This window comes from Megasphaera elsdenii DSM 20460 (assembly GCF_003010495.1).
Lineage (GTDB): Bacteria > Bacillota > Negativicutes > Veillonellales > Megasphaeraceae > Megasphaera > Megasphaera elsdenii.
The window spans coordinates 1,263,534-1,284,814 of record NZ_CP027570.1; the positions used below are offsets into that span (position 1 = coordinate 1,263,534).

Annotated in this window: 18 protein-coding genes, 1 other RNA gene and 1 other annotated feature (1 of these 20 only partly in view); of the genes, 13 read left to right on the top strand and 6 right to left on the bottom strand. The window is 51.6% G+C overall.

The features are described 5' to 3' along the window. Positions 1 to 71, bottom strand: a binding site (T-box leader) (it extends 168 nt beyond the left edge of the window). A 433-nt stretch (positions 72 to 504) separates the two neighbouring features. Next, positions 505 to 855, bottom strand: a transfer-messenger RNA (tmRNA) gene (ssrA, locus tag C6362_RS05915). A gap of 239 nt (positions 856 to 1,094) precedes the next feature. Between ssrA and C6362_RS05920 the strand changes: the two genes are divergently transcribed. The 7 genes from C6362_RS05920 (at position 1,095) to C6362_RS05950 (ending at position 8,839) form a co-directional block, all read left to right on the top strand. Beyond that, a complete protein-coding gene (locus C6362_RS05920; RefSeq protein WP_014015825.1) occupies positions 1,095 to 1,859 on the top strand; it encodes a YdcF family protein in 765 nt (254 codons plus the stop codon). Positions 1,860 to 1,993: 134 nt separating this feature from the next. Continuing rightward, positions 1,994 to 3,022: a type I glyceraldehyde-3-phosphate dehydrogenase gene (gene gap, locus C6362_RS05925; protein ID WP_014015826.1), complete on the top strand. Its 1,029-nt coding sequence runs from the start codon at positions 1,994 to 1,996 to the stop codon at positions 3,020 to 3,022. A 127-nt stretch (positions 3,023 to 3,149) separates the two neighbouring features. Then, on the top strand, positions 3,150 to 4,673 hold the full coding sequence (gpmI, locus tag C6362_RS05930) for a 2,3-bisphosphoglycerate-independent phosphoglycerate mutase (RefSeq protein WP_014015827.1): 1,524 nt from the start codon (positions 3,150 to 3,152) through the stop codon (positions 4,671 to 4,673). Between the two features lie 43 nt (positions 4,674 to 4,716). After that, the gene (locus C6362_RS05935) at positions 4,717 to 5,739 is read left to right on the top strand and encodes a sugar-binding transcriptional regulator (RefSeq protein WP_014015828.1); all 1,023 of its coding nucleotides are present in this window, start codon (positions 4,717 to 4,719) and stop codon (positions 5,737 to 5,739) included. Between the two features lie 18 nt (positions 5,740 to 5,757). Beyond that, complete coding sequence (locus tag C6362_RS05940) at positions 5,758 to 6,939, top strand: phosphoglycerate kinase (RefSeq protein ID WP_014015829.1); 1,182 nt, start codon at positions 5,758 to 5,760, stop codon at positions 6,937 to 6,939. A 29-nt stretch (positions 6,940 to 6,968) separates the two neighbouring features. Then, on the top strand, positions 6,969 to 7,730 hold the full coding sequence (gene tpiA / locus C6362_RS05945; protein ID WP_014015830.1) for a triose-phosphate isomerase: 762 nt from the start codon (positions 6,969 to 6,971) through the stop codon (positions 7,728 to 7,730). A gap of 149 nt (positions 7,731 to 7,879) precedes the next feature. Next, positions 7,880 to 8,839, top strand: coding sequence for a 5-bromo-4-chloroindolyl phosphate hydrolysis family protein (locus C6362_RS05950; protein WP_014015831.1), 960 nt, complete (start codon positions 7,880 to 7,882; stop codon positions 8,837 to 8,839). Here the strand turns inward: C6362_RS05950 and C6362_RS05955 are convergent. From C6362_RS05955 to C6362_RS05970, 4 genes are all read right to left on the bottom strand, one after another. After that, entirely contained in the window at positions 8,836 to 10,224 is a 1,389-nt protein-coding gene (locus tag C6362_RS05955; protein ID WP_014015832.1) for an ATP-binding protein, read from the bottom strand. The genes C6362_RS05950 and C6362_RS05955 overlap by 4 nt on opposite strands. Positions 10,225 to 10,550: 326 nt before the next feature. Next, complete coding sequence (locus C6362_RS05960; protein ID WP_014015833.1) at positions 10,551 to 11,816, bottom strand: zinc-binding dehydrogenase; 1,266 nt, start codon at positions 11,814 to 11,816, stop codon at positions 10,551 to 10,553. A gap of 55 nt (positions 11,817 to 11,871) precedes the next feature. Then, complete coding sequence (locus C6362_RS05965; protein WP_014015834.1) at positions 11,872 to 12,306, bottom strand: PTS sugar transporter subunit IIA; 435 nt, start codon at positions 12,304 to 12,306, stop codon at positions 11,872 to 11,874. Positions 12,307 to 12,320: 14 nt separating this feature from the next. After that, positions 12,321 to 13,730, bottom strand: a complete 1,410-nt coding sequence (locus C6362_RS05970) for a PTS mannitol transporter subunit IICB (RefSeq protein ID WP_014015835.1) — start codon at positions 13,728 to 13,730, stop codon at positions 12,321 to 12,323. 274 nt (positions 13,731 to 14,004) lie between these two features. Here C6362_RS05970 and C6362_RS05975 point away from each other — a divergent pair, with 274 nt between their 5' ends. Then, the gene (locus C6362_RS05975; protein WP_232501492.1) at positions 14,005 to 14,763 is read left to right on the top strand and encodes a LytR/AlgR family response regulator transcription factor; all 759 of its coding nucleotides are present in this window, start codon (positions 14,005 to 14,007) and stop codon (positions 14,761 to 14,763) included. Here C6362_RS05975 and C6362_RS05980 read toward each other — a convergent pair. Further along, the gene (locus tag C6362_RS05980) at positions 14,758 to 16,836 is read right to left on the bottom strand and encodes a BglG family transcription antiterminator (RefSeq protein ID WP_255411270.1); all 2,079 of its coding nucleotides are present in this window, start codon (positions 16,834 to 16,836) and stop codon (positions 14,758 to 14,760) included. The two genes, C6362_RS05975 and C6362_RS05980, sit on opposite strands and share 6 nt — an antisense overlap. Positions 16,837 to 17,142: 306 nt before the next feature. Between C6362_RS05980 and C6362_RS05985 the strand changes: the two genes are divergently transcribed. From C6362_RS05985 to C6362_RS06005, 5 genes are all read left to right on the top strand, one after another. Beyond that, positions 17,143 to 17,772: a DUF47 domain-containing protein gene (locus tag C6362_RS05985; protein WP_014015838.1), complete on the top strand. Its 630-nt coding sequence runs from the start codon at positions 17,143 to 17,145 to the stop codon at positions 17,770 to 17,772. Then, positions 17,765 to 18,754, top strand: a complete 990-nt coding sequence (locus C6362_RS05990; RefSeq protein ID WP_014015839.1) for an inorganic phosphate transporter — start codon at positions 17,765 to 17,767, stop codon at positions 18,752 to 18,754. Before C6362_RS05985 ends, C6362_RS05990 begins: the two co-directional genes overlap by 8 nt. Positions 18,755 to 18,961: 207 nt before the next feature. After that, entirely contained in the window at positions 18,962 to 19,438 is a 477-nt protein-coding gene (locus C6362_RS05995; protein WP_014015840.1) for an RrF2 family transcriptional regulator, read from the top strand. A gap of 114 nt (positions 19,439 to 19,552) precedes the next feature. After that, positions 19,553 to 20,365, top strand: a complete 813-nt coding sequence (gene cdaA / locus C6362_RS06000; protein ID WP_014015841.1) for a diadenylate cyclase CdaA — start codon at positions 19,553 to 19,555, stop codon at positions 20,363 to 20,365. Between the two features lie 3 nt (positions 20,366 to 20,368). After that, positions 20,369 to 21,274 (top strand): CdaR family protein, encoded by a 906-nt coding sequence (locus C6362_RS06005; protein ID WP_014015842.1) that lies wholly within the window; start codon positions 20,369 to 20,371, stop codon positions 21,272 to 21,274. Positions 21,275 to 21,281: the final 7 nt, after the last annotated feature.

The following is a 21,281-nucleotide window of genomic DNA, read 5'->3' on the forward strand; positions in this document are numbered from 1 at the left end:
ACCGGCTTTCACCATACCCGGCTCGCTGTGCGCTTCCGCAAAAATGTACTCTTTCTCGTCATCGAATGTCAAAATATAAAATCGATGTTTAACTTACGGTCCTTATCATAGACCCTGTGCATCAATTTGTCAATAGTCTATTCTAAAATTTCCTATCTGAAAGCCTCTCCTCATAGGAGAGGTGGCCCGAAAGGGCCGGAGAGGTTTGACCTCTCAGTCAGCTGCGCTGACAGCTCCAGCAAGGCTCTCCGTTTTGGCAACCGTCCTGTCTTTCTCTCCGGTCAGTCCCTGACGGGCCAAAAAGGGCCTATCAAGGGAGCCACTAACCACTAACAACTTAAAAAGCGCTGTCGCACGAAAGTTTCTGCCATCATGCGAGGCCCCCCCTTTGCTTAAATGTTTGAGGCGATGGCTTTTAAATTTTGTCCCATCTACATCAAACTTTCAACTTCAAACTTCAAACTCAAAAAGGGCTTGTCGTCGTGCGACAAGCCCTTTTTATCATGGTGGAGATGAGGAGAGTCGAACTCCTGTCCGTAAATGCCGCCCCATGAACTTCTCCGAGCGCAGACCTTGTTAGGATCTTAAACCGTTTTCGTACAAGGACAAACTAGACGATTCCAGCCTGTGAGTTTCCCGACACGACTACCAGGCAGAGCCATGTGGTATCCCGCTAAGTGACGTCTGCGAGCTGCCCGCAGGATTAGCAGCAGGAGACGTTAGCCGCACTTAGGCAGCTAAAGCAAAATTGTTTTCTTTTGCGTTTAATTTAAAAGGTTCACCGATTTACGGGCAGATGAAACCCCGGCTCGCTATTCATGATACAACCATCCACGTCGAAACCTTTACATCCCCATGGATAGAATCTCCCTTTACAGGGATTCAAAATAAGTATAGCACATATTTTACCGTTTGCCAATGAAGTTTATGGTATAATATGCGTAGGGGCCGCCCAAAGGGCGGCCCGCAGTTCGCAGGCCGCAGACCGCAGTTCGCCGGTCGTGGTGATTTATGGTTTACAAGCAACCTCTCCGGCCCTTCAGGCCACCTCTCCTAGCAGGAGAGGCTTAACTATACGAAAGGATGTCTTCATTTTGTTATTATATATCATTAAATGGCTTTATGCCTGGATCCTGCCGATGGGTGGCATTGTCCTGGCTTTGATTCTCTTATTGTATTATATGTTTCGCAGACACAGTCCCGGCCGCTGGGCGCTGGCTGTCGTTACGGCTGTCTTTTATCTTTTGTCCATCGAGCCCGTATCGAACGGCCTCATCCATCCCTTGGAAACGGCTTATGACCAGCCGCAGGGGACGGCTGTCGCTGGCGATGTCATCGTCCTCCTCGGCGGCGGATCCCGGGCCGGCGTCCCCGATTTCGACGGTACCGGCCAGGTCGGCAGCGCCGCAGCCAACCGTTTCCTCATGGCCCTGCGCCTGCAAAAGGCTAAGGATCTGCCCATCCTCTTATCGGGCGGGACCATCCTCGAAGGCGACGCCAATGAATCGGAAATCGAAAAGCGGATGCTCCTCTCCCTGGGCGTGCCGGAAAATAAGATCTTCATGGACGACAAGAGCCGCAACACGGCAGAAAATGCCGCTTTTTCCAAGCAAATCTGCGAGCACCAGGGCTGGACGAAGCCCATCCTGGTCACCAGTGCCTTCCACATGCCCCGGTCTGTCCGCTTCTTTACGCGTGAAGGCCTCGATGTGACGCCGTATCCCTGTGATTACCATACGAGCGCTGTGACGAACTGGTCCGGGTACTCCGTCGTACCCCAGTCTTTTTACTTATTTAACTCCTGTCTGGCCATCAAAGAATACGTCGGCATCGCCGCCGCTTCTTTGCGGATACAATAAATTGGGACATAAAACGTCCATGGTATTGCAAAATCGTACCCGATGTGGCATACTTACAGTGTAAGTAGTAAGGCCCTCAGGTTCTTAGAATTATGTAAAAAGGTTATTTTGTTTTCAAAAGGAGTGTATCGACAATGATTAAAGTTGGTATTAATGGTTTCGGTCGTATTGGTCGTTTTGTTTTCCGCGCTGCACAGACTCGTGATGACATCGAAATCGTAGGCATCAACGACCTTTGCCCGGTTGACTACATGGCATACATGCTCAAATACGACACCATGCACGGCCAGTTCGACGGCACGATCGAAGCTGACGTCGAAAACAGCCAGCTCATCGTTAACGGCAAAAAAATCCGCGTAACGGCTGAAATGGATCCGGCCAACCTCAAATGGGACGAAGTCGGTGCTGAATATGTCGTTGAATCGACAGGCCGTTTCCTCACCATGGACCTCGCTGAAAAACACCTCGCAGCTGGTGCAAAATACGTTGTACTCTCCGCTCCTTCCAAACAGGGTGCTGACGGCCGTCAGGCAGACATGTTCGTTTGCGGCGTTAACACCGATACATACAAAGGCCAGCAGATCGTTTCCAACGCATCTTGCACGACGAACTGCCTCGCTCCGATCGCTAAAGTCCTCAACGATGCTTTCGGCATCAAAGAAGGCCTCATGACGACGGTTCACTCCACAACGGCTACGCAGAAAACCGTTGACGGCCCGTCCATGAAAGATTGGCGCGGCGGCCGTGCAGCTGCTGGCAACATCATTCCGTCCTCGACGGGTGCTGCAAAAGCTGTCGGCAAAGTCATTCCGGAATTGAACGGCAAATTGACCGGCATGTCCATGCGTGTACCGACCCTCGACGTTTCCGTCGTCGACCTCACGGTCAACCTCGCTAAACCGGCTACATACGATGAAATCTGCGCAGCTATGAAGAAAGCTTCTGAAGGCGAACTCAAAGGCATCCTCGGCTACACTGACGAAGCTGTCGTTTCCTCCGACTTCCTCGGCTGCCCGCTCACGTCCATCTTCGACGCTAAAGCTGGTATCGCTTTGACGGACACCTTCGTAAAAGTCGTTTCCTGGTACGACAACGAAATCGGCTACTCCAACAAAGTCCTCAACCTCATTGCTGTCATGAACGATTACAACAGCAAACACTAATTTGTAGCGACGCATTTCCCAACGGGTAAACAGCCTCCCGTTACAAATCAGATTGAACCCTAAAGGGGCCGTCGCATGGCGGCCCCTTTTTATTACTCATCGATTACAAAAGGAGTCAAAAACTGTAATGACGAAAAAGAAACCTGTAATGCTGGTCATCATGGATGGTTTTGGCTGCAGCCATATCGAAAAAGATAACGCCGTAGCCCAGGCAGACCTCAAGGTCTTGCCGAAACTTTGGAAAGAATATCCTCATTCGTATCTCGGCGCATCGGGCGAAGACGTCGGTCTGCCTGACGGCCAGATTGGCAACTCTGAAGTGGGCCATCTTAATATCGGTGCGGGACGTATTGTGTACCAGGCGCTGACAAAAATCACCAAGGACATCAAAGACGGCGCTTTCTTCCAGAAACCGGCTCTCGTCGGTGCTATGGAAAACGTCAAGGAAAAGGATTCGGCCCTCCATCTGCTGGGCCTCGTCTCTCCTGGCGGCGTCCACAGCAGCGAACAGCATCTCTATGGTCTTTTGGAAATGGCCAAGCGCAATGGCTTGAAAAAAGTCTACATCCACGCCTTCCTCGACGGCCGCGACGTACTGCCCCGCAGCGCTGGCGAATACCTCAAGGAACTGGAAGATAAGTGCGTTGAACTCGGCGTCGGCGAAATCGCTACCATCAGCGGCCGTTATTATGCCATGGACCGCGATAAACGCTGGGAACGCGTTGAAAAGGCTTATGATGCCGTCGCCCTCGGTGAAGGACCGCAGGAACCGGATGCTCAGACCTGCCTGGAACATTCCTATGCGGCTGACATTTCCGACGAATTCGTCATTCCCACTGTCATCCATAAACATCCCGTCCAGGATGGCGACAGTGTCATCTTCTTCAACTTCCGCCCTGACCGGGCCCGCCAGTTGACGACGGCTTTCGTCGTTCCCGATTTCGACGGCTTCCCGCGTCCGAAGAAGCTGGATACGTACTTTGCGACCATGACCCGTTATGAAGATGACCTTCCGGTACACGTCGTCTACGATAAGGAACGGATTCCGGATACCTTAGGCGAAGTCCTGGCTAAGGCCGGCAAGACGCAGCTGCGCATTGCCGAAACGGAAAAATACGCTCACGTCACGTATTTCTTCAATGGCGGCGAAGAAGAACCGAATCCCGGTGAAGACCGCATCCTCGTACCGTCGCCGAAAGTTGCGACGTATGACTTGCAGCCGGAAATGAACGCGCCCATTGTCACGGAAAAAGTCATCGAACAGATCAAGGCCGATAAATATGATATGATCATGCTCAATTTCGCCAACGCCGATATGGTCGGCCATACAGGCGTCTTTGAAGCGGCTGTCAAAGCTGTCGAAACGGTCGACACCTGCGTCGGCAAAATCGTTGAAGCCTTGAAACCCGTCCAGGGCCAGCTCCTGATCATCGCCGACCATGGCAATGCGGAACAGATGGCCGATCCCGATACGGGCTGCCCTTACACGGCTCATACGACGAACCATGTACCGTGCATCCTGGTCAGTGAAGAACATAAAGGGGATCACCTGCACGACGGCATCCTGGCCGACGTCGCCCCGACCATGCTGACTTTGGCCGGTATGGACATTCCTGCCGATATGACCGGCAAATGCCTGCTGGACCAGTGATTATACTCTGTTGTTCTATCGCATCGTGAAGGGAGAGAGTAAGATGGAACAAGATACATTGAGTATCTTTCAAAAAATAGCTCCCGATGTCATGGGGACAATCAAAGAACGCTATCTGCTGCTGCGGCATATCGCCGACGCCGAGCCCGTCGGCCGGCGGACCCTGGCAGGTCTTTCGGGCCTGTCGGAACGCGTCGTCCGGTCTCACGTCGACGTCTTGCGGCGCAGTGGCATCGTGCGCTTTACGACGCTGGGCATTGCCATGGAACCGGAAGGCAAACGGCTCATGCCGGATCTCCTGGAGTGTTTCCTGCGCCTGAATAATTTGGACGACATGCAGCGCCAGATCCGCCAGAAGCTGGGCCTGAAAAATGTCTATATCGTCCCCGGTGACAGCGATAACGATAAGACCGCCAAGGAAGAACTGGGCCGCCGGGGTGCGCTGCTCCTGAACGACCTTTTCGGCAGCGTAGATACGGTCGCTATCAGCGGCGGGTCGACGATGGCTGAAGTGGCCCGCATGCTTCCGGAATGTCTGGCCAACGTGACTATCTTGCCGGCCCGCGGAAGCATGGGCAACCATGTCGAAGTCCAGGCCAACTACATCGCCGCCAACATTGCGGCCAAGACCCACAGTTCGTACCGCATGATCCATATCCCGGAAGGCCTCAGTGATTCGGCGCTGCAGATGATGCTCCAAGCCGACCGCCAGACCCAGGAAAATGTGGCCATGACGGCCCGGGCCCAGGTCGTCATCTTCGGCATCGGCCGGGCGGACCGCATGGCCCGCAAGCGGGGCATGACGACGCTCCAGCGCGATGCCCTGCACAGCCTCGGCGCCTGTGGCGAATCGCTGGGCTGCTATTGCGGCCTCGATGGCAAGATTTTATATGGTACGAATAATGTAGGGATTTCATTGCGAGAAATCAAATTTCATCCGCACGTCATCGCCGTAGCCGGTGGCGCCAGCAAGGCCGAAGCCATTGTAGGCGTCATGCGGGCCTGCCATACGGGTACGCTGGTCACGGACGAAGGCGCGGCTGAAAAAATCATACAAATGCTTTAATTGGAGGAGGAACCTTTCATGAAAAAAACGATTACTGATGTAAATGTCGAAAACAAACGCGTTTTTGTCCGCGCTGACTTCAACGTCCCCCTTGATGAAAACTGCAACATTACAGACGATACGCGTATCCAGAAGACGCTGCCGACCATTAAATACTTGCTCGACCATAAAGCAGCCGTCATCCTGGCCAGCCATCTCGGCCGCCCGAAGGGACAGGTCGTCGAAAAGTATTCGTTGAAACCCGTTGCCAAACGCTTGTCGGAACTCCTCGGCCTTGATGTCAAATTCGCTCCGGATTGCGTCGGTGCAGAAACGAAAGCCATGGCTGACGCCCTCAAACCGGGTGAAGTCCTGCTCCTGGAAAATCTCCGTTTCCATAAAGAAGAAGAAAAAAACGGCGAAGATTTCGCCCGCCAGCTCGCTTCTCTGGCTGAAGTCGGCATCAACGACGCTTTCGGCTGCTGCCACCGCGCTCATGCTTCGGTCGCAGGCATTACGAAATTCCTGCCCATGGCAGCCGGCTTCCTGCTGGAAAAAGAAATCCGCTTCATCGGCGGGGCTGTCGACAACCCGGCTCATCCTTTCGCAGCCATCATCGGCGGGGCTAAAGTTTCCGACAAGATCGAAGTCATTTCCAACCTCCTGCCTAAAGTCGACCTCATGATCATCGGCGGCGGCATGGCCAATACCTTCCTGGCTGCCCAGGGCTATGGCATCGGCAAATCCCTGGTCGAAGCCGACAAAATCGATTTGGCCAAACAGCTCATCAACCAGGCTAAAGAACAGGGAACGAAACTGCTCCTGCCGGTTGATGTCACGGTCGCTGCTGAATTTAAGAACGACGCCGACCACAAAGTCGTTTCCGTCGATGCTGTCCCGGCTGACTGGATGATCCTCGACGTCGGCACGAAGACGCAGGAACTCTTCGCTAAAGAACTGGCCCCGATGAAACTCATCGTCTGGAACGGGCCGATGGGCGTATTTGAAATGGAAAACTATGCTAAAGGCACAGAAGCTGTCGCTAAAGCTGTCGCTGATTCCGAAGCTGTTTCCATCGTCGGCGGCGGTGACTCCGTTTCGGCTGTCAACAAGACCGGCCTGGCCGACAAGATCAGCCACATCTCCACGGGCGGCGGTGCTTCCCTGGAATATCTCGAAGGCAAACAGCTCCCGGGTGTCGTATCCCTGAGCGATAAATAATCATTCACCTTTAAAGGAGGAAACTCATTATGCGTAAAACCATCATTGCCGGCAACTGGAAAATGAACCACCTCGGTGCCGACGCTAAAGAAACCATCCAGGGCCTCGTCGCCAAAGTTCCGCAGGACGTAAAACCGGAAGTCATCATCGCTCCGGTCTTCCCGTACCTTTCCATGGCCGTTGAAATGACCAAAGGCACGCCGATCCATGTCGCTGCCCAGAACATGCATTGGGAAGAAAAAGGCGCTTTCACCGGTGAAGTTTCGCCGGCCATGCTCGTCGACATCGGCGTCACCCATGTCATCCTCGGTCATTCCGAACGCCGTACGTATTTCAATGAAACCGATGAAACGGTCAACAAGAAGACCAAAGCAGCTCTGGCTCATAACCTGACGCCCATCGTTTGCTGCGGCGAAACGCTGGAACAGCGCGAACAGGGCATCATGCAGTCCTGGATCGAAGGCCAGATCGAAAAAGCCCTGGAAGGCCTGAAGGCAGAAGACGTCAAGAAAGTCGTCATCGCCTATGAACCGATTTGGGCTATCGGCACGGGCAAGACGGCCAGTGCTGCTCAGGCTGAAGAAGTCTGCGCCATCATCCGCAAGAAACTGGCTGCCCTCTATGATGCTGCTACGGCTGAAGACGTTTCCATCCTCTACGGCGGCAGCGTCAAAGGCGGCAACGTCGCTGAACTCACAGGCTCTGCCGACATCGACGGCGGTCTCGTAGGCGGTGCCAGCCTCAAAGCCGACGACTTCCTCGCCATCATCAATAACGCTGTTGTAAAATAGCTAGTGGCTAGTGGCTAGTGGCTAGTGGCTAGTGGCTAGTGGCTAGTGGTCGCCCCTACAGAAAAGGCGCTGTCTTCATGCGACAGCGCCTTTTGCTATATCTCCCTACATTTGTTACAATAAAGTCAATGAGAGGGAGGAGGAATTCGATGAAATATATTTTATATGTCCTTTCTTTTTTCTGCCTGCTCATCGGTGGCGGTGCTTGGTTCTTTTATAACCATCCTGTCGGTGTCATCGGCGTTATCCTGTCGCTATATATCTTGTATCGCCTGGAACGGCAGCCGCATAAGCTTTCTTTGAAGTGGCCCGGCAGCAAAGGCAAGGGGGCCAGCCGCGACCAGGCCGCTTTTGAAAAGGCTCTCAGCGATTTCAACCGCATGGAAGCGGAACGCAGGGGATTGACCGACTCGGATTTGTGCCGGACTGTCGCCAATATGCAGCATATTGCCCGTAATTTCCTCTATTATCTGCAACAGTATCCCGAACGGATCGGCCTGGCAGAACACTTCATCGATTATTACCAGGACCGGGCCGTCTTCATGGTCCGCAAATATAAGAAGCTCTCGGCGACGGGACTCAGGACGGATAAGGTCGTCCAGACACAGCAGAAACTCAAGACCTTGCTCAGCCAACTCGACCAGGCCTATGAAGAACAGTTCACCCAGGTCTTGGAAGCCGAGCTGGTGACTATCGATGGAGAAACGACAGTCATGGCTCAGAACCTGTCTGCCCAGGGCCTGTACAACCCGGAAGCCGCTGTACGGAGAAAGAAGCCATCGTCCCTGAAAGGTTCCCTGGCCCAGTGGAAACAGAAAGCTGCCGACCGCTTCGATGCCTATACAGACGGAACCTTTTCGTCGATTACGCCGGAACTGCGCCATAAAATCAACGAAGAACGGCTGATTACAGCGGTCCTGGCCTTCTTCCTGGGTTCCTTCGGCATCCATTACTTCTATTTGAAACGCCCCGTCCGCGGTGTCATCTACGCCCTGTTCTGCTGGACCCTCATCCCAGGATTCCTGGGCCTGCGCGAAGGTATCCGCTACTTCAGCATGACGACCGACGAATTTTACTACGCCGATTATTTGCATAAATATGGAGCTTAGAACAGATTACTTATGCTCATTAATTGTGCGCCTTCCCTTTGGGCGCGTTCTATGACGGGCTGGGTGTATCCGCCTTTACTGAAGAAAATCAGGTGTTTTTTTGTTACTTTTGGGAAGGCGGCTGTAGCCTGGACTAAATCATCATACTCTTCCATGGGCATAGGACGGTTCCGGTATTTACATTCGCAGAAGATTCCTTCTGTCTCTGTCTTATCGAGTGCGAGAATGTCGATATCATCCTGCTGTTTCAATAGGGGATTGGTGCCCCACCACTTGCCGATGACAGCGGGGATGAAGGGAAGAGTATGGGCCTTGGCCCGGCGCCAGAGGTATTCGGTGCAGATTTCTTCAAAGACAGGTCCCATATAGTCGGAAATGCCGTCCATGATTTCTTGGGCAGCTTTTTCTTCGCCTAAGAGGAAGTAATAATTTTTTTGTGAGAACGTATAGCGGTACCAAAAACGGTAGTAATGATCTGCAATCACGTAAATGCCTTTTTTACTCGTTTTAGGCTGGCCACAGGGGATGATTTTTTTTACCAGGCGGATGTTCTGTAATACTTGCAGATATTTCGTGCATTTGCTCCGGTCTTCGTGAATGCGGTCGGAGATGGTGGAAATCCTATTGGCTCCATTGGCGATAGCCTCGAGTATACTATTATAAATACCTGGTTCACGCAGTTCCATGCGCAAAAGGAGCTGCGGTTCGTCGTGAAGATAGGCATTTTCAGATAAAATGTGTTCGGCGATATTTCCGGTAATGTCTTGATATGGATTAAATGCCTTTAAATAGCGAGGGATTCCGCCGAGGATGCCATAGGCCAATAATTTTTCTTCTTGTGAATAATTCGGGAAAAACTCAGCACTTTCCAGATAATCAAAAGGCTTTACTTCTAGATGTGCAGTAATCCGCCCATATAAAGGGCTTTTGTATCCCATGACTTCGTTAATCATAAAGCTGACACTGGAGCCGCAGAGGATGAGAAAGATGTTTTTATTTTGCCAGCTGTGGTCGATAGCATGCTGGAAAATACTTTTTATCGAAGGATTTTGGGAGGCTAAAAAGGGAAATTCGTCAATGATGAGGACTGTTCGTTTATCGTTGCGGCTTTGTTTTTCGATAAAAGCCAAGGCTTTTTCCCAATTCGGGAAAGGTGCTAAATAATCACCGGTATAATGTTCCTGAACAGTTTGAGAAAAATCTTCCAAATTTAGGACGTCGTTCTTTTCCTGGGCCGGGAAAAAGATACAATCGTGAGATTGAGCAAATTTTTGCAAAATCGTCGTCTTTCCCACACGGCGGCGGCCATACATGATTAAAAATTGAAAAGAAGGAGAACTATATAATTTTTCTAAAAGCGCTAATTCCTGTTTTCTGCCAATCATGAGAAAAACCTCCATAAATAAAGTGAAACACGAGTATAATACTCATAAGTATTATACTCGTGTTTCACTTTATTTGCAATTATATAGGTTAATCGAATTTTCGAGGTATAATGAATTCATCGCGTAACTCCTTTGAGATGGTGTGTTGTAGCAGATTCATTATACTTTAAAGTATGGTTACGCGATATTTATTTGTTCAAAAAGTTGTGAACTGCTGTAAGAATCATAAAAACAAATAATTGACCTATATAAGAAGGGCTTGTCACATCAGAAAAGAACAAGTGACAAGCCCTTCTTATATAGAGAATTTGAGAGAGAAAGCGTATTTAGATTTCTACGTTGAAGTGTTTGAGAATCATTTTTTCGGCTTCGGCGTTCCACAATCCTTTGTGGGCTTTGCAGCATTTGTCCAGTTCCAGGAAGAACGGATCTTTTTCACCGAGTTTGGCGAAGTCTTCGATGGCGGTCATAGGCATATCGAACTGGGTGTAGGCTAATTTTTTGCCGCCCGGGATTTTCGGCAGGTTGAGTGTCGTTTCAGCGATGCTGTCGATGCCGCCGACGTGGGTGATCATGACAGCCGGGTCGATGATGCCTTTGGCAGCCAGGGTGTTGGCTTCGATGAGGTCATCGTTGTTGCCGCCTGTCGTGCCCATGATGTGGGTGCTGGTGTAATGGCAGTCATAGAGGTTGATGTCAGCGCTGAAGTTTTTGTCCGTCGGGCCGGAGAAGAAGTTCATGCAGCCGTCGAAGGCCAGGAGTTTATTGCCCAATTCGGCGACGGCACGGATTGGTGTGTAGACGAAGACGTCGTCATAGCCATGGCCATCGGTGATTTTCATTAAGTCGTCATAAGCCGTATCCATGTTGGACGTGTTAACGTAGATGAGTTCGACACCGTGCTGGGCTGCGTATTCCGGCGAGACGACTTCTTTAGCCCGGGCGATGCGGGCGTCGTTGATGTCGGTGACGACGATGCGCTTCGGTTTGTTTTCAAAGTTGATGCCGTAGCTGATGGCGCCCAGGCCCATGGGGCCGCAGCCGCCGAGGATGATGATGTTGCCGCCTTCTTTGGTGCCCATGGCGTGGTTGTAATTATGTTTGTTCGTGTGGTAGTTGGCGTGGTAGCCGCCGATGATGCAGCTCATAGGTTCACCCAGGGAGGCTTCGAAGAAACTTTCGCCGTCATAGGGCATGAGGGCGCCCAGTTCCATGACTTCATGCGGGAAGATGCAGTACGTGCAGTCGCCGCCGAAGAATTCGTAAGAATAACCCGGAGAAGCCAGGCTGCCTTTATAGTTCAGGGCCGGCTGCTGGGCGAAGCGCATGCCCGGCTTGAACTGGTCCTGCCATTTCTTGCCGACCTTGACGATGACGCCGGCGAATTCGTGACCTGTGATGATGGGGTGCGTATCCATGTTCTGGGGAGCCCGTTTATGTTTCTTGCCCTGTTCGACGAGTTTGTACGTCGACATGCAGATGCTGTCGGTAATGATTTTGGCTAAGATTTCGTCGTCTTTGATTTCCGGGAGTTCAAATTCTTCCAGACGTAAATCGCGGGTACCATACATTCTGACTGCTTTTGTTTTCATGATAGAATCCTCCTAAGTGATTGTTCCATAATATATGTATTAATAGATTAGGTGACTATTCTGCTTCGATGTTGGCGAAGGTATCGTAAATCTGATCGACAGAGCTTTTCAGGATTTCGTCGACTTCATCTTCATCGGAACAGGTGACGGCGATATTGCTGAGTATATCGATGTGTTCGTCACCGACACCGGCGATACCGATGACCAGTTTGACTGTTTCACCGCCCCAATCGGTTCCCTGGGGGAAGGTCATGATGACTAAGCCCGATTTCTTGACTTCGCATTTGCCTTCTTCGATACCGTGAGGGATGGCGACGGCGTTGCCGATGGCCGTATTGAAGACTTTTTCTTTGTCCAGCATGGCCTGGGTGTATTTTTCTGTCGTATAGCCATCATCGTAGAAAATCTTGCCGATTTCTTTGATGACGTCTTCTTTGGCTTTAGACTGGCAATTGAGGATGATATTTTTCTTCTGCAAAATCGTGTTCATGGTATATATCTCCTTTATTTACTTTGACGGGCAGCGACTAATTCATCGACGAGCATGCCGTATTCAGGGGCTGCCATAAAGTTTGTAATTGTAATCAAGCGGGCTTGGGGAGCACTGGCTTTCGCTCGTTCAGCCAAATCCTGGTGACAGACGACGAGCTGGGCGTCTGCTGGGATTTCTGAAACGGAAGCGTGACTGACGGTGATGTCGGTCAGGCCGGCTTTCTTGAATTTCTTCTGCAAGACGGCGGCTCCCATGGCACTGGAACCCATACCGGCATCGCAGGCGAAGACGACGTTGGTGATGCACTTCAAATCGGCCTGGGCCGGAGCGGCGGCTGCCGGAGACGTGCCTTTCGATTCAGCCTTCATGTCCTGCATCTTCTGCTGGGCTTCTTCCAGGGATTCGCTGGATTTGGCAGCGGACATCTTGATGATCGGCGAGGCGATGATGAAGGAGACGGCAGCAGCAATGACGATGCTCAGGATGACTGAGAGGGTCGAACCCTTCGGCGCCATGGCCAGATAGGAAATGAGGCTGCCCGGGGCCGGCGGACCCGAAAGACCGAGGTCGAAAATCATGTTGTAGAACAGGGCTGCGACACTGCCGCTGATGGTTGCCAGCAGGAGAGCCGGGTTCATGAGGATGTAGGGGAAGGAAATTTCGTGGATACCGCCGAGAAGGTGGATGATCAGGGCGCCGGGAGCGGACTGACGGGTCATGGTGTCTTTCGAGAAGAGCCAGTAAGCCAGGAGAACGCCTGTGCCGGGGCCGGGATTGGTTTCAATCATGTAGAAGATGGACTTGCCCGTTTCGGCGACTTGTTCGGCGCCGAGGGGAGTGAAGATGCCGTGGTTGATGGCGTTGTTCAAGAAGAGGACTTTAGCCGGTTCTACGAAGACACCGATGAGCGGGAAGATACCGGCCTGGAGCAGGATCTGGACGCCGGCCGTCAGGAAGGACAAGATGATGCCCATGACCGGGCCGATGAGGTAGAAGCCGAGGATGGCCATGACCATGCCCAGGATGCCGACGGAGAAGTTGTTGATGAGCATTTCGAAGCCCGGCTTGATGCGGCCGTCGACAGCGGCGTCAAATTTCTTGATGACCAGGCCGGCCAGGGGCCCCATGACCATGGCACCCATGAACATGGTGTAGGTCGTGCCGCAGATGACGCCGACCGTGGCAATGGCACCCATGATGGCGCCGCGCAGGCCGCCGACGATTTTGCCGCCCTGGAAGGCGATGAGCAGGGGCAGGACGTAGGTCAGGAAAGGTCCGACCATTTTTGCCAGCTGTTCGTTAGGCAGCCAGCCGCTGGGGATGAATAAGGCCGTAATCAGGCCCCAGGCGATGAAGGCGCCGATGTTTGGCATGACCATACCGCTGAGGAAACGGCCGAAGGATTGGACTTTTGCTTTCATGATGATTCCTCCTAAAATCTTTGGAATGAATACGTGGGACACGAGCAGTACCTGACACTCCGGATTGCACTGCGCTGCTCTCTTGATGGCTACAGTATAACTTGTGTACATATCAAAAGCAATTAAAAGTAATTTAACTTTGTCCTTTTGGAAGATGACAGGACTTGGGAAATGAGGTTTTTACAGGCTTTATCCCTACTGGCAATAACACGGTTTGTGGTATAATGAAGATGAAAAATCATGAAAAGAAGGTGTTGACATGGGGGCAAAAGCCGTGATCATCGATCACGAACCGCTAATGGCGGCGCAGTTGAAGAAGCTGTTACAGCGTGGGGATCCGTCTATCGAGGTAAAATCAATATGTTATGAAGGGGAACAAGCCATGGCTTGTCTGGCGGCTCATCAGCCGGATATCGTCTTTCTGACGCTGGAAATGCCGCGGGTCAGCGGCATGACCATTGCCAGACAGATTGAAGCGGCCAAGGGCCCTCATCCAGCCGTCGTCTTCGTCACGGGCAAGCGCGATTTTATTTCCCAAGCGCTGCGGCTCAATGTCCTCGATTATCTGGTCAAACCGGTTACAGAGGAGGAAGTGCGGCGGGTCGTCGAGAAATTCCGCGCTGTCTATATAAAAAAAGAAGCTCCTTTGCAGGAAGGAGCTTCCGAAACAGCTGTTGACAGCAGCCGACCCAGTTATGCCCGGCGTTTTTCCGTCGATGAAGGCGACAAGATCAAACTCATTTCGACGGAAGATATCCGCCTGGTCTATGCAGAGAAACGAAAAGTTTTTCTCGTTACCTTGTCGGGCAAGACGTATCCCAGCCATCTCAGTCTGGTCCAGTTTGAAAAGCGTCTGCCTGAAGAGGTGTTCTTTCGCTGTCACCGCAATTATATCGTCAACATCGATGAGGTTCAGCAAATCGAACCGTGGTTCAATCATCAATACGTCCTCATCGTCAAAGGGATGGAAGACCAGCCCGTGCCCATCGGCCGGTCGTATGTCAAGAAACTCCGGCAGTACGTCGACTTATAGACTCAGGGCAGACTCGAAATAGGTCTTGAGGATCCGCTGCAGGTGGCAGCGGATTTTTTCTGGGTCGTGCCCGAGGATGGCCTGGTAAAAAGCGTCATCGCTGACTAGGGAACTGCTGATGAAACCCAGCACGTCCGTATGGACCTGGCGATATTCGTCTTCGGGCATGATGAGCAGCAGGACAGTGGCAATGCCTTTGAAATAGTCGTCCTCAAAGGCTGGGCCGTCGGGGACGCACGTATAGAATAAGGATTGACGGATGGTTTGGGTACGGCAATGAAGCAAAGCAAAGCCCTGGTCTGGGAAAATCTGGCTGTTCAAGCATTCGCGGCGGATGATGGCGTCGAATAAGAGGGCCGTATCCTCTTCGCCTTTCGTTGCGGCTGCGGCCAGCGTATGGACGACTTGGGCAAAGGTAGACGAGGCGGGGACGGTGAATTGCTGATAGTGACGCAGAAGACCGGCCATTTCCCGGGCCAGGAGATGTGTCCGGTCCAGGGCGGATAAAAAAGTTTCTCCTGAAGGCGTGACCAGGTCCGGCGCTTTGCGGATGTGGGAATATGTATCAATTTTACCCAGGATATGTTGAAGTTCCGAACCCGTGATAAGGGGGGATGTACGCAGGACGTCGGCTCCAGGAATCTGCAGGGGCAGGGTGCTGATGAAGAAATCTGTCTCTTGCAACACCGATTCTGTCAAGCCGTCCTTGCCATATGTATGGAGCTCGACATAGCTGGGCAGTTTGTTTTGAAGACGGGTCATCATCAGGCGGGCCAGGCCGAAACCGCTGGCGCAGACGATGCCGATGATGACTTTGCGGGTAAAGACTTTCTTGCCTTTGAGGCGCTCCAGGGCTGCGCCGAAATGGATAGTCAAATAGCCTATTTCTTCTTCGGAAACCGTTGTATCCAAGGCCTCTGCCAAGATGGTGGCAGCGCGGCGGGATTTTTGGAAAACCGAGGCATATTCCTGTCTGATATCGTCCAGCAGGGGATTGATGATATTCAGATGGTGTTTCAAGCGCACGATAGTCGGCTGTAAATGGACGAACAGGCCGCGGATGAATTCATCATCACAGCGCAAATCATAGGCATACTGCGGGTCGAAGGCTTCAATCATCTTATCGATGATGACGAGAAGGGCTGGTTCGTCCAGTCCGCCCGGACCCTGCCATGGACTGCCGTTATAGCGGATTTTGGCGCCCTTGATGTGCAGGAGCAGATAAGATATTTCGATGGATGGCATGGGCAGCTGAAATTCCTCTTCCATGCCTTTCAAGATGCGTCGTGCCAAGGTACTGTCTTCATCATCCGGGATGGCTGGCGGGACAGCAGGTTCTTCCTGCAATTGTCCGCTGGCCACGCGTTCGATGGCGATGGCAATATGGATGACCAGACCGATTTTGGCGGCATCTGTGAAGTGGGCGATTTTTTCTTCGTGAAGTTTCTGGAGAACCGTATAGACTCGCTGAATCGTATGGCTGTTGAGCAATTTATAGATGCCTTTATCCGTCACATTCATGACGGCCTTGGTCAAGGCTTCCTGGCCATCATGGAGGTCTTTGAAATCTTCGGCAGACGTCGTTTCGCTGATGAAGCGGCGCATGGCTTCGCGGTAGTCTTTTTCACTGCCCGTAAGGACGACGCCGTAGCCTTGCTTCTTCAAAACGGATAAATTATTTTTTTGCAGCCATGGGGCCAGTGCTTCCAGGTCTGAAGCAGCTGTGGCTTCACTGACACCGAGGAGCTGGCTGTAATAGAAGAGTTTCTTCGGTGTCCGGTCGCGCAGGATTTCAAAGAGCAAGTAACGGCGGCGATTCTGCTTATCGGTAAAGTCCATAGCCGATGCCGTTTGCAGGGAAGCGGCCAGTCGTTCTTTTTCTTTCTCAGGCCCGATGAGCATGAGGCCGGCCTTTTTCTTGCGCTGTAATTGCAGGCCATAAGAAGCCAGTGCGCCTGTTGTCCCGTCGAGTTCACGCTGGACCGTCCGCTTGCTGATACCCAGGTCATCGGCCAGGGTTTGCTCCGATACAAAGTCCGTTTCCGATAGCAGGCGCTGTAAAATCTGTTGCATACGAGGTGTAAAATCCATGCTATCACCTCCGTCATCCATGGTATTCCTGTATGTCTTTGCTTTACAGTATAGCTCAGGCTGTGGAAGGCTGCAATTTAAAGTATTTTAATTTTGTCGTCATAAAAAGTGACAGCATTTTTAGAATGCATCGATTGCAGGATGAGGGAGAAAAAATGCCTCATTGTTATAGAATAATGACAGGCCATATGATATAATTTTAAGTAAGGCCTTGTAAAGAATCAGAAACAATCGTGTAAATTTTGATAAAGGCTTATTCCTATCTTTTATTTAAGGAGATCGATGACTATGGCATTTCACTTAAAGCCCAAGGAAGAAAAGTTTTTTTCCCTATTGGACCAACATGCGACATTGAGCTATGAAGCGGCTGAGTTACTGAGCCAGGCTATTAACGGTGAAGTCGCGAAAGAAACGGCATTAGAAAAAATCGACGCTCTGGCCGACCAGGCCGATGCGCTGGTCATGGAAACGATGAAGCGCCTCCAGAAGACCTTCATTACGCCTATGGACCGTGAAGATATCCAGCAGCTGATCGATCAGCTCGATGCAGCTGTCGACAACATCAGTGAAATCATGGATAAAATGTGTATGTACCAAGTCGGCGAAGCTACGGATGGCGCTAAGCAGATGGCGACCATTACGGCGAAAGCCATGAAAGAAATCCGCAAATCCATCGGCTACATGAAGGACCTCAAGAAGAATTACCTCAAAGTCGAAGCGCGGAGCAAGAAAGTCTTGAAATTGGAACAGGACTGCGATGATTTGTACCATGAAGAAATGGCGAACTTGTTCAAGAACTGCAAGGACCCCATTGAAATCATCAAGTGGAAGGAAATCCTCCAGTCTGTCGAAGACGTCACCGATGATTGTGAAGATTTAGTCGTTACGTTCAGAAGGGTTGTATTGAAGTATGCCTGAGCATTGGTTAATTTGGGCCATCGTTTTGTTGGCCGTTCTCTTTGATTATATTAATGGCTTCCACGATACGGCCAATGCCATCGCGACGAGCGTATCGACGCGGGCCATTACACCGCGCCACGCCATCATGATGGCAGCGTGCCTCAATTTCGCCGGGGCCATGATCAGCACCGGCGTCGCTAAGACCATTGGCGGCGACCTGGTCCTCAATCCGGCTGAAATCAGCTTGGAAGTCATCGTAGCCGCCCTCATCGGCTCGATTATCTGGAATGTCCTTACCTGGTATTACCGCATACCGAGCAGTTCGTCCCATTCCCTGATCGGTGGTGTCATCGGCGCCGTCTGCATCAGCGTCGGACCGGCAGCCCTCGATATGGGCGGTATCGGCAAAATCATCTTGTCTCTGATCCTGTCGCCTGTCGTCGCCTTGGCTACCGGGTATTTCGTCATGATCGGTATCCTCTGGATTGTCCGCAAGTATTCGCCGCTGGCCCTGAACCGGCAGTTCCGCAAGATGCAGCTCTTGTCGGCCAGCCTGATGGCTTTTTCTCACGGTTCCAATGATGCCCAGAAGGCCATGGGGATCATCGCCCTGGCTCTCTTGTCCGGCGGTTATATTGAAACTATGGAAATCCCGATTTGGGTCAAGATGGCCTGCGCTACGTCCATGGCTTTAGGGACTTCGGCCGGCGGCTGGCGTATCATCTCTACGATGGGGACGAAGATCTTCAAGATGGAATCGATCAATGGCTTTGCGGCGGATTTGAACTCGTCCATCGTCATCTTTACGGCCACCTTCCTTCATCTGCCGGTCAGTACGACCCACGTCGTATCGGGCTCCATCATGGGTATCGGTTCAGCTGAACGCGTCCGCGCCGTCCATTGGGGCGTCGCCCGCAGTATGCTCGTCGCCTGGGTCGTTACGATTCCCATCAGTGCCGTCATGTCGGCTATCATTTTCAAAATTATCGATTTTCTTTAAGACTATTTTGGTAACTAACCCCTTAAAAGGTCCTGTCATCGTGCGGCAGGACCTTTTTTGCATCCGTCAGTAGAATGAAAGAGGGCGGCATACTAAAGAAAGTATATTATTAATATACTTTAGGACATTGAAGATACAGAATTAAAACTATACTTTTTTTGTCTTTTATTGTATAATACAAGATATAGACAACAAGGGGGTAGAAATATGAGATTGAATCAGGCTACGGACTATGCCTTCCGCATGGTCCTCTATTTGGCGTCTCTCCCGGAAGGTACGAAGATTACCGGCGCGGCGCTGGCAGAAAAACAGAATATACCAGAACGTTTTTTATTGAAAATCATGCGCAGCCTCACCAAGGCTGGCATCATGAAGTCCTATCGCGGTGTCGAAGGCGGTTTTGCCTTACAGCGGGCGCCCAAGGACATCACTCTTTTTGATATCATCGACGCCGTCGAAGGGCAGACAGAATTACAGCGCTGTCTCCACGACATCGGCTCGTGCAGCCGCGGCTGCAGCGGCATGTGTTCTATTTATGCCGCCTTTGCCGACATCCAGCGCGACCTGGCAGCCCGTTTGAAGTCCATCGACTTTGAAACCCTGGCCAAACAGGAAGCCAATCTCCGCATGGTCCACGAAGCAGAAGCGCAGCTGACGGCCAAAAAAGAAGCGGCAGAAAAATAAGTCTGTAGTTTGAAGGGCTTGTCACCGACGACAAGCCCTTTTTTTTATGCCCAAAATATTGTAAAATAAGGATACCTATTTAATTTTTATTCTCTTTGTGTGGAGTGAAGCCCTATGTACCTACCCTTTCAAGGTTTCATCAGCAGCTTCCGGCTGTTGGATATATTGGATATTCTGCTCGTTGCTTTTGTACTCTATAAATTATTCATCCTCATCCGCAATACGCGGGCTGTCGCCTTGATCAAGGGACTGCTGGTCTTGGGCGTAGTCACTGTCGTCAGTAAGATTTTGGACCTGCACGTCATCAACTGGATGCTGCAGCAGGGGATGACGGTCATCCTCGTCGCCTTGCCTGTCGTCTTCCAGCCAGAGTTGAGGCGGGCCCTGGAACAGATTGGCCGGGGCCGTTTCTTCCGATCCGGCCAGGTCATCAGTATGGAAGAACTGGAACGGCTCATCGACGAAATCGTCGCTATCAGTGAATCCTTATCGAAGACCCATACAGGGGCGCTCATCGTCTTTGAACGCGAAGTCGGCCTCAACGATTATATCGACACGGGCATTGCCATCGACGGCCTGGTGTCGCGGGAACTGCTGGGAAATATATTCATCCCCAATACCCCGCTCCATGACGGGGCCGTCATCATCCGCGAGAACCGCATCATGGCTGCCGGCTGTCTGCTGCCGCTGACGTCGGACCGGTCCTTGTCGACGGAACTGGGGACGCGCCACCGGGCGGCCATCGGCATCAGCGAACTAGCCGATGCCGTCGTCGTCGTCGTCAGCGAAGAAACGGGTTCCATTTCCTATACCTATGGCGGTCATATTTATCGCCACCTCGATGGCAATGCTTTGCGCAATGTCCTGAAGACGTTCCTGAACCGGACGCCTCAGGGCTTGGCCAATATTTTTAAATGGAGGCCTTAGCTTATGAACAAGCTTGATAAAAAATGGCAGCTCAAGATCGTCTGCCTTCTCTTGGCTATCGTCTTATGGTTCGTCATCATCAACGAACAGAACCCGCTCAGTGAAGGCAGTTATACCGTGCCGATTACCGTAGAGAACCTCGATTCCCAATACATTACGTCTAATGTGCCCAAGACGGTCTATGTCCGCTTGTCGGGCCCGCGCAATACGATCATCAACGTCGGCCCGTCGGATATCAAGGCCTATATCGATTTGTCCAATGTCCAGGAAGGGGAAGTGGAAGTACCGGTCCACGTCGAAATACCCGGTGGGACGGAGCTGAAGAAACAGAGCATGACGTCGACGAAAATCACTGTCGATGTCTATACGGTCAAAGAATTTAAATTGACGCCGCATGTCGTCGGCAAGCTGGACGATAAGGATTTCATCAGCGATCTGAAAATCGTACCGGAAAAAGTCGTCGTCAGCGGGGCACGCCGCCTCATTCAGCAAGTCAACCAGGCTGTCGTCGATATCCCTGTCAATCAGCGCAATGGCGACTTTGCGATTATGGCGCCGATTCACTTGTACCAGGCCGATGGGACGCCGGTAGAAGGGCTGGAAATGACTCCCTGGCAGAGCAATGTCAAAGTGACCATAGCCCACAATGCGATTACCAAGACCGTTCCCTTGAACTTGAACGTCCAGGGGGAAACGGCGTGGAAGACCGTTTCCGTCCAGCCGACGGCTGTCGTCGTCAAAGGGGAAGCGGATACGCTGAAGAATATCGATACCATCGACTTGCCCGATATCGATATCGAGAATATGACGGAAGAAAAGACGTGGAAAGTCCTCATTCCGCCGATAGATGGCGTCGTCATGGACCCTGATGAAGTCGACGCTACACTGAGTATCAAGAAAGAAAAGTAGGAAGGGA

Bases quoted from the DNA above. Each gene is read 5' to 3' on its own strand.
- C6362_RS05995 (WP_014015840.1), top strand. From the start codon at position 18,962: ATGAGATTGAATCAGGCTACGGACTATGCCTTCCGCATGGTCCTCTAT.
- C6362_RS05970 (WP_014015835.1), bottom strand. From the start codon at position 13,730: ATGAAAGCAAAAGTCCAATCCTTCGGCCGTTTCCTCAGCGGTATGGTC.
- gap (WP_014015826.1), top strand. From the start codon at position 1,994: ATGATTAAAGTTGGTATTAATGGTTTCGGTCGTATTGGTCGTTTTGTT.
- C6362_RS05985 (WP_014015838.1), top strand. From the start codon at position 17,143: ATGGCATTTCACTTAAAGCCCAAGGAAGAAAAGTTTTTTTCCCTATTG.
- C6362_RS06005 (WP_014015842.1), top strand. From the start codon at position 20,369: ATGAACAAGCTTGATAAAAAATGGCAGCTCAAGATCGTCTGCCTTCTC.
- C6362_RS05955 (WP_014015832.1), bottom strand. From the start codon at position 10,224: ATGATTGGCAGAAAACAGGAATTAGCGCTTTTAGAAAAATTATATAGT.
- C6362_RS05980 (WP_255411270.1), bottom strand. From the start codon at position 16,836: ATGCAACAGATTTTACAGCGCCTGCTATCGGAAACGGACTTTGTATCG.
- C6362_RS05950 (WP_014015831.1), top strand. From the start codon at position 7,880: ATGAAATATATTTTATATGTCCTTTCTTTTTTCTGCCTGCTCATCGGT.
- tpiA (WP_014015830.1), top strand. From the start codon at position 6,969: ATGCGTAAAACCATCATTGCCGGCAACTGGAAAATGAACCACCTCGGT.
- C6362_RS05960 (WP_014015833.1), bottom strand. From the start codon at position 11,816: ATGAAAACAAAAGCAGTCAGAATGTATGGTACCCGCGATTTACGTCTG.
- gpmI (WP_014015827.1), top strand. From the start codon at position 3,150: ATGACGAAAAAGAAACCTGTAATGCTGGTCATCATGGATGGTTTTGGC.
- C6362_RS05990 (WP_014015839.1), top strand. From the start codon at position 17,765: ATGCCTGAGCATTGGTTAATTTGGGCCATCGTTTTGTTGGCCGTTCTC.
- C6362_RS05965 (WP_014015834.1), bottom strand. From the start codon at position 12,306: ATGAACACGATTTTGCAGAAGAAAAATATCATCCTCAATTGCCAGTCT.
- C6362_RS05935 (WP_014015828.1), top strand. From the start codon at position 4,717: ATGGAACAAGATACATTGAGTATCTTTCAAAAAATAGCTCCCGATGTC.
- cdaA (WP_014015841.1), top strand. From the start codon at position 19,553: ATGTACCTACCCTTTCAAGGTTTCATCAGCAGCTTCCGGCTGTTGGAT.
- C6362_RS05940 (WP_014015829.1), top strand. From the start codon at position 5,758: ATGAAAAAAACGATTACTGATGTAAATGTCGAAAACAAACGCGTTTTT.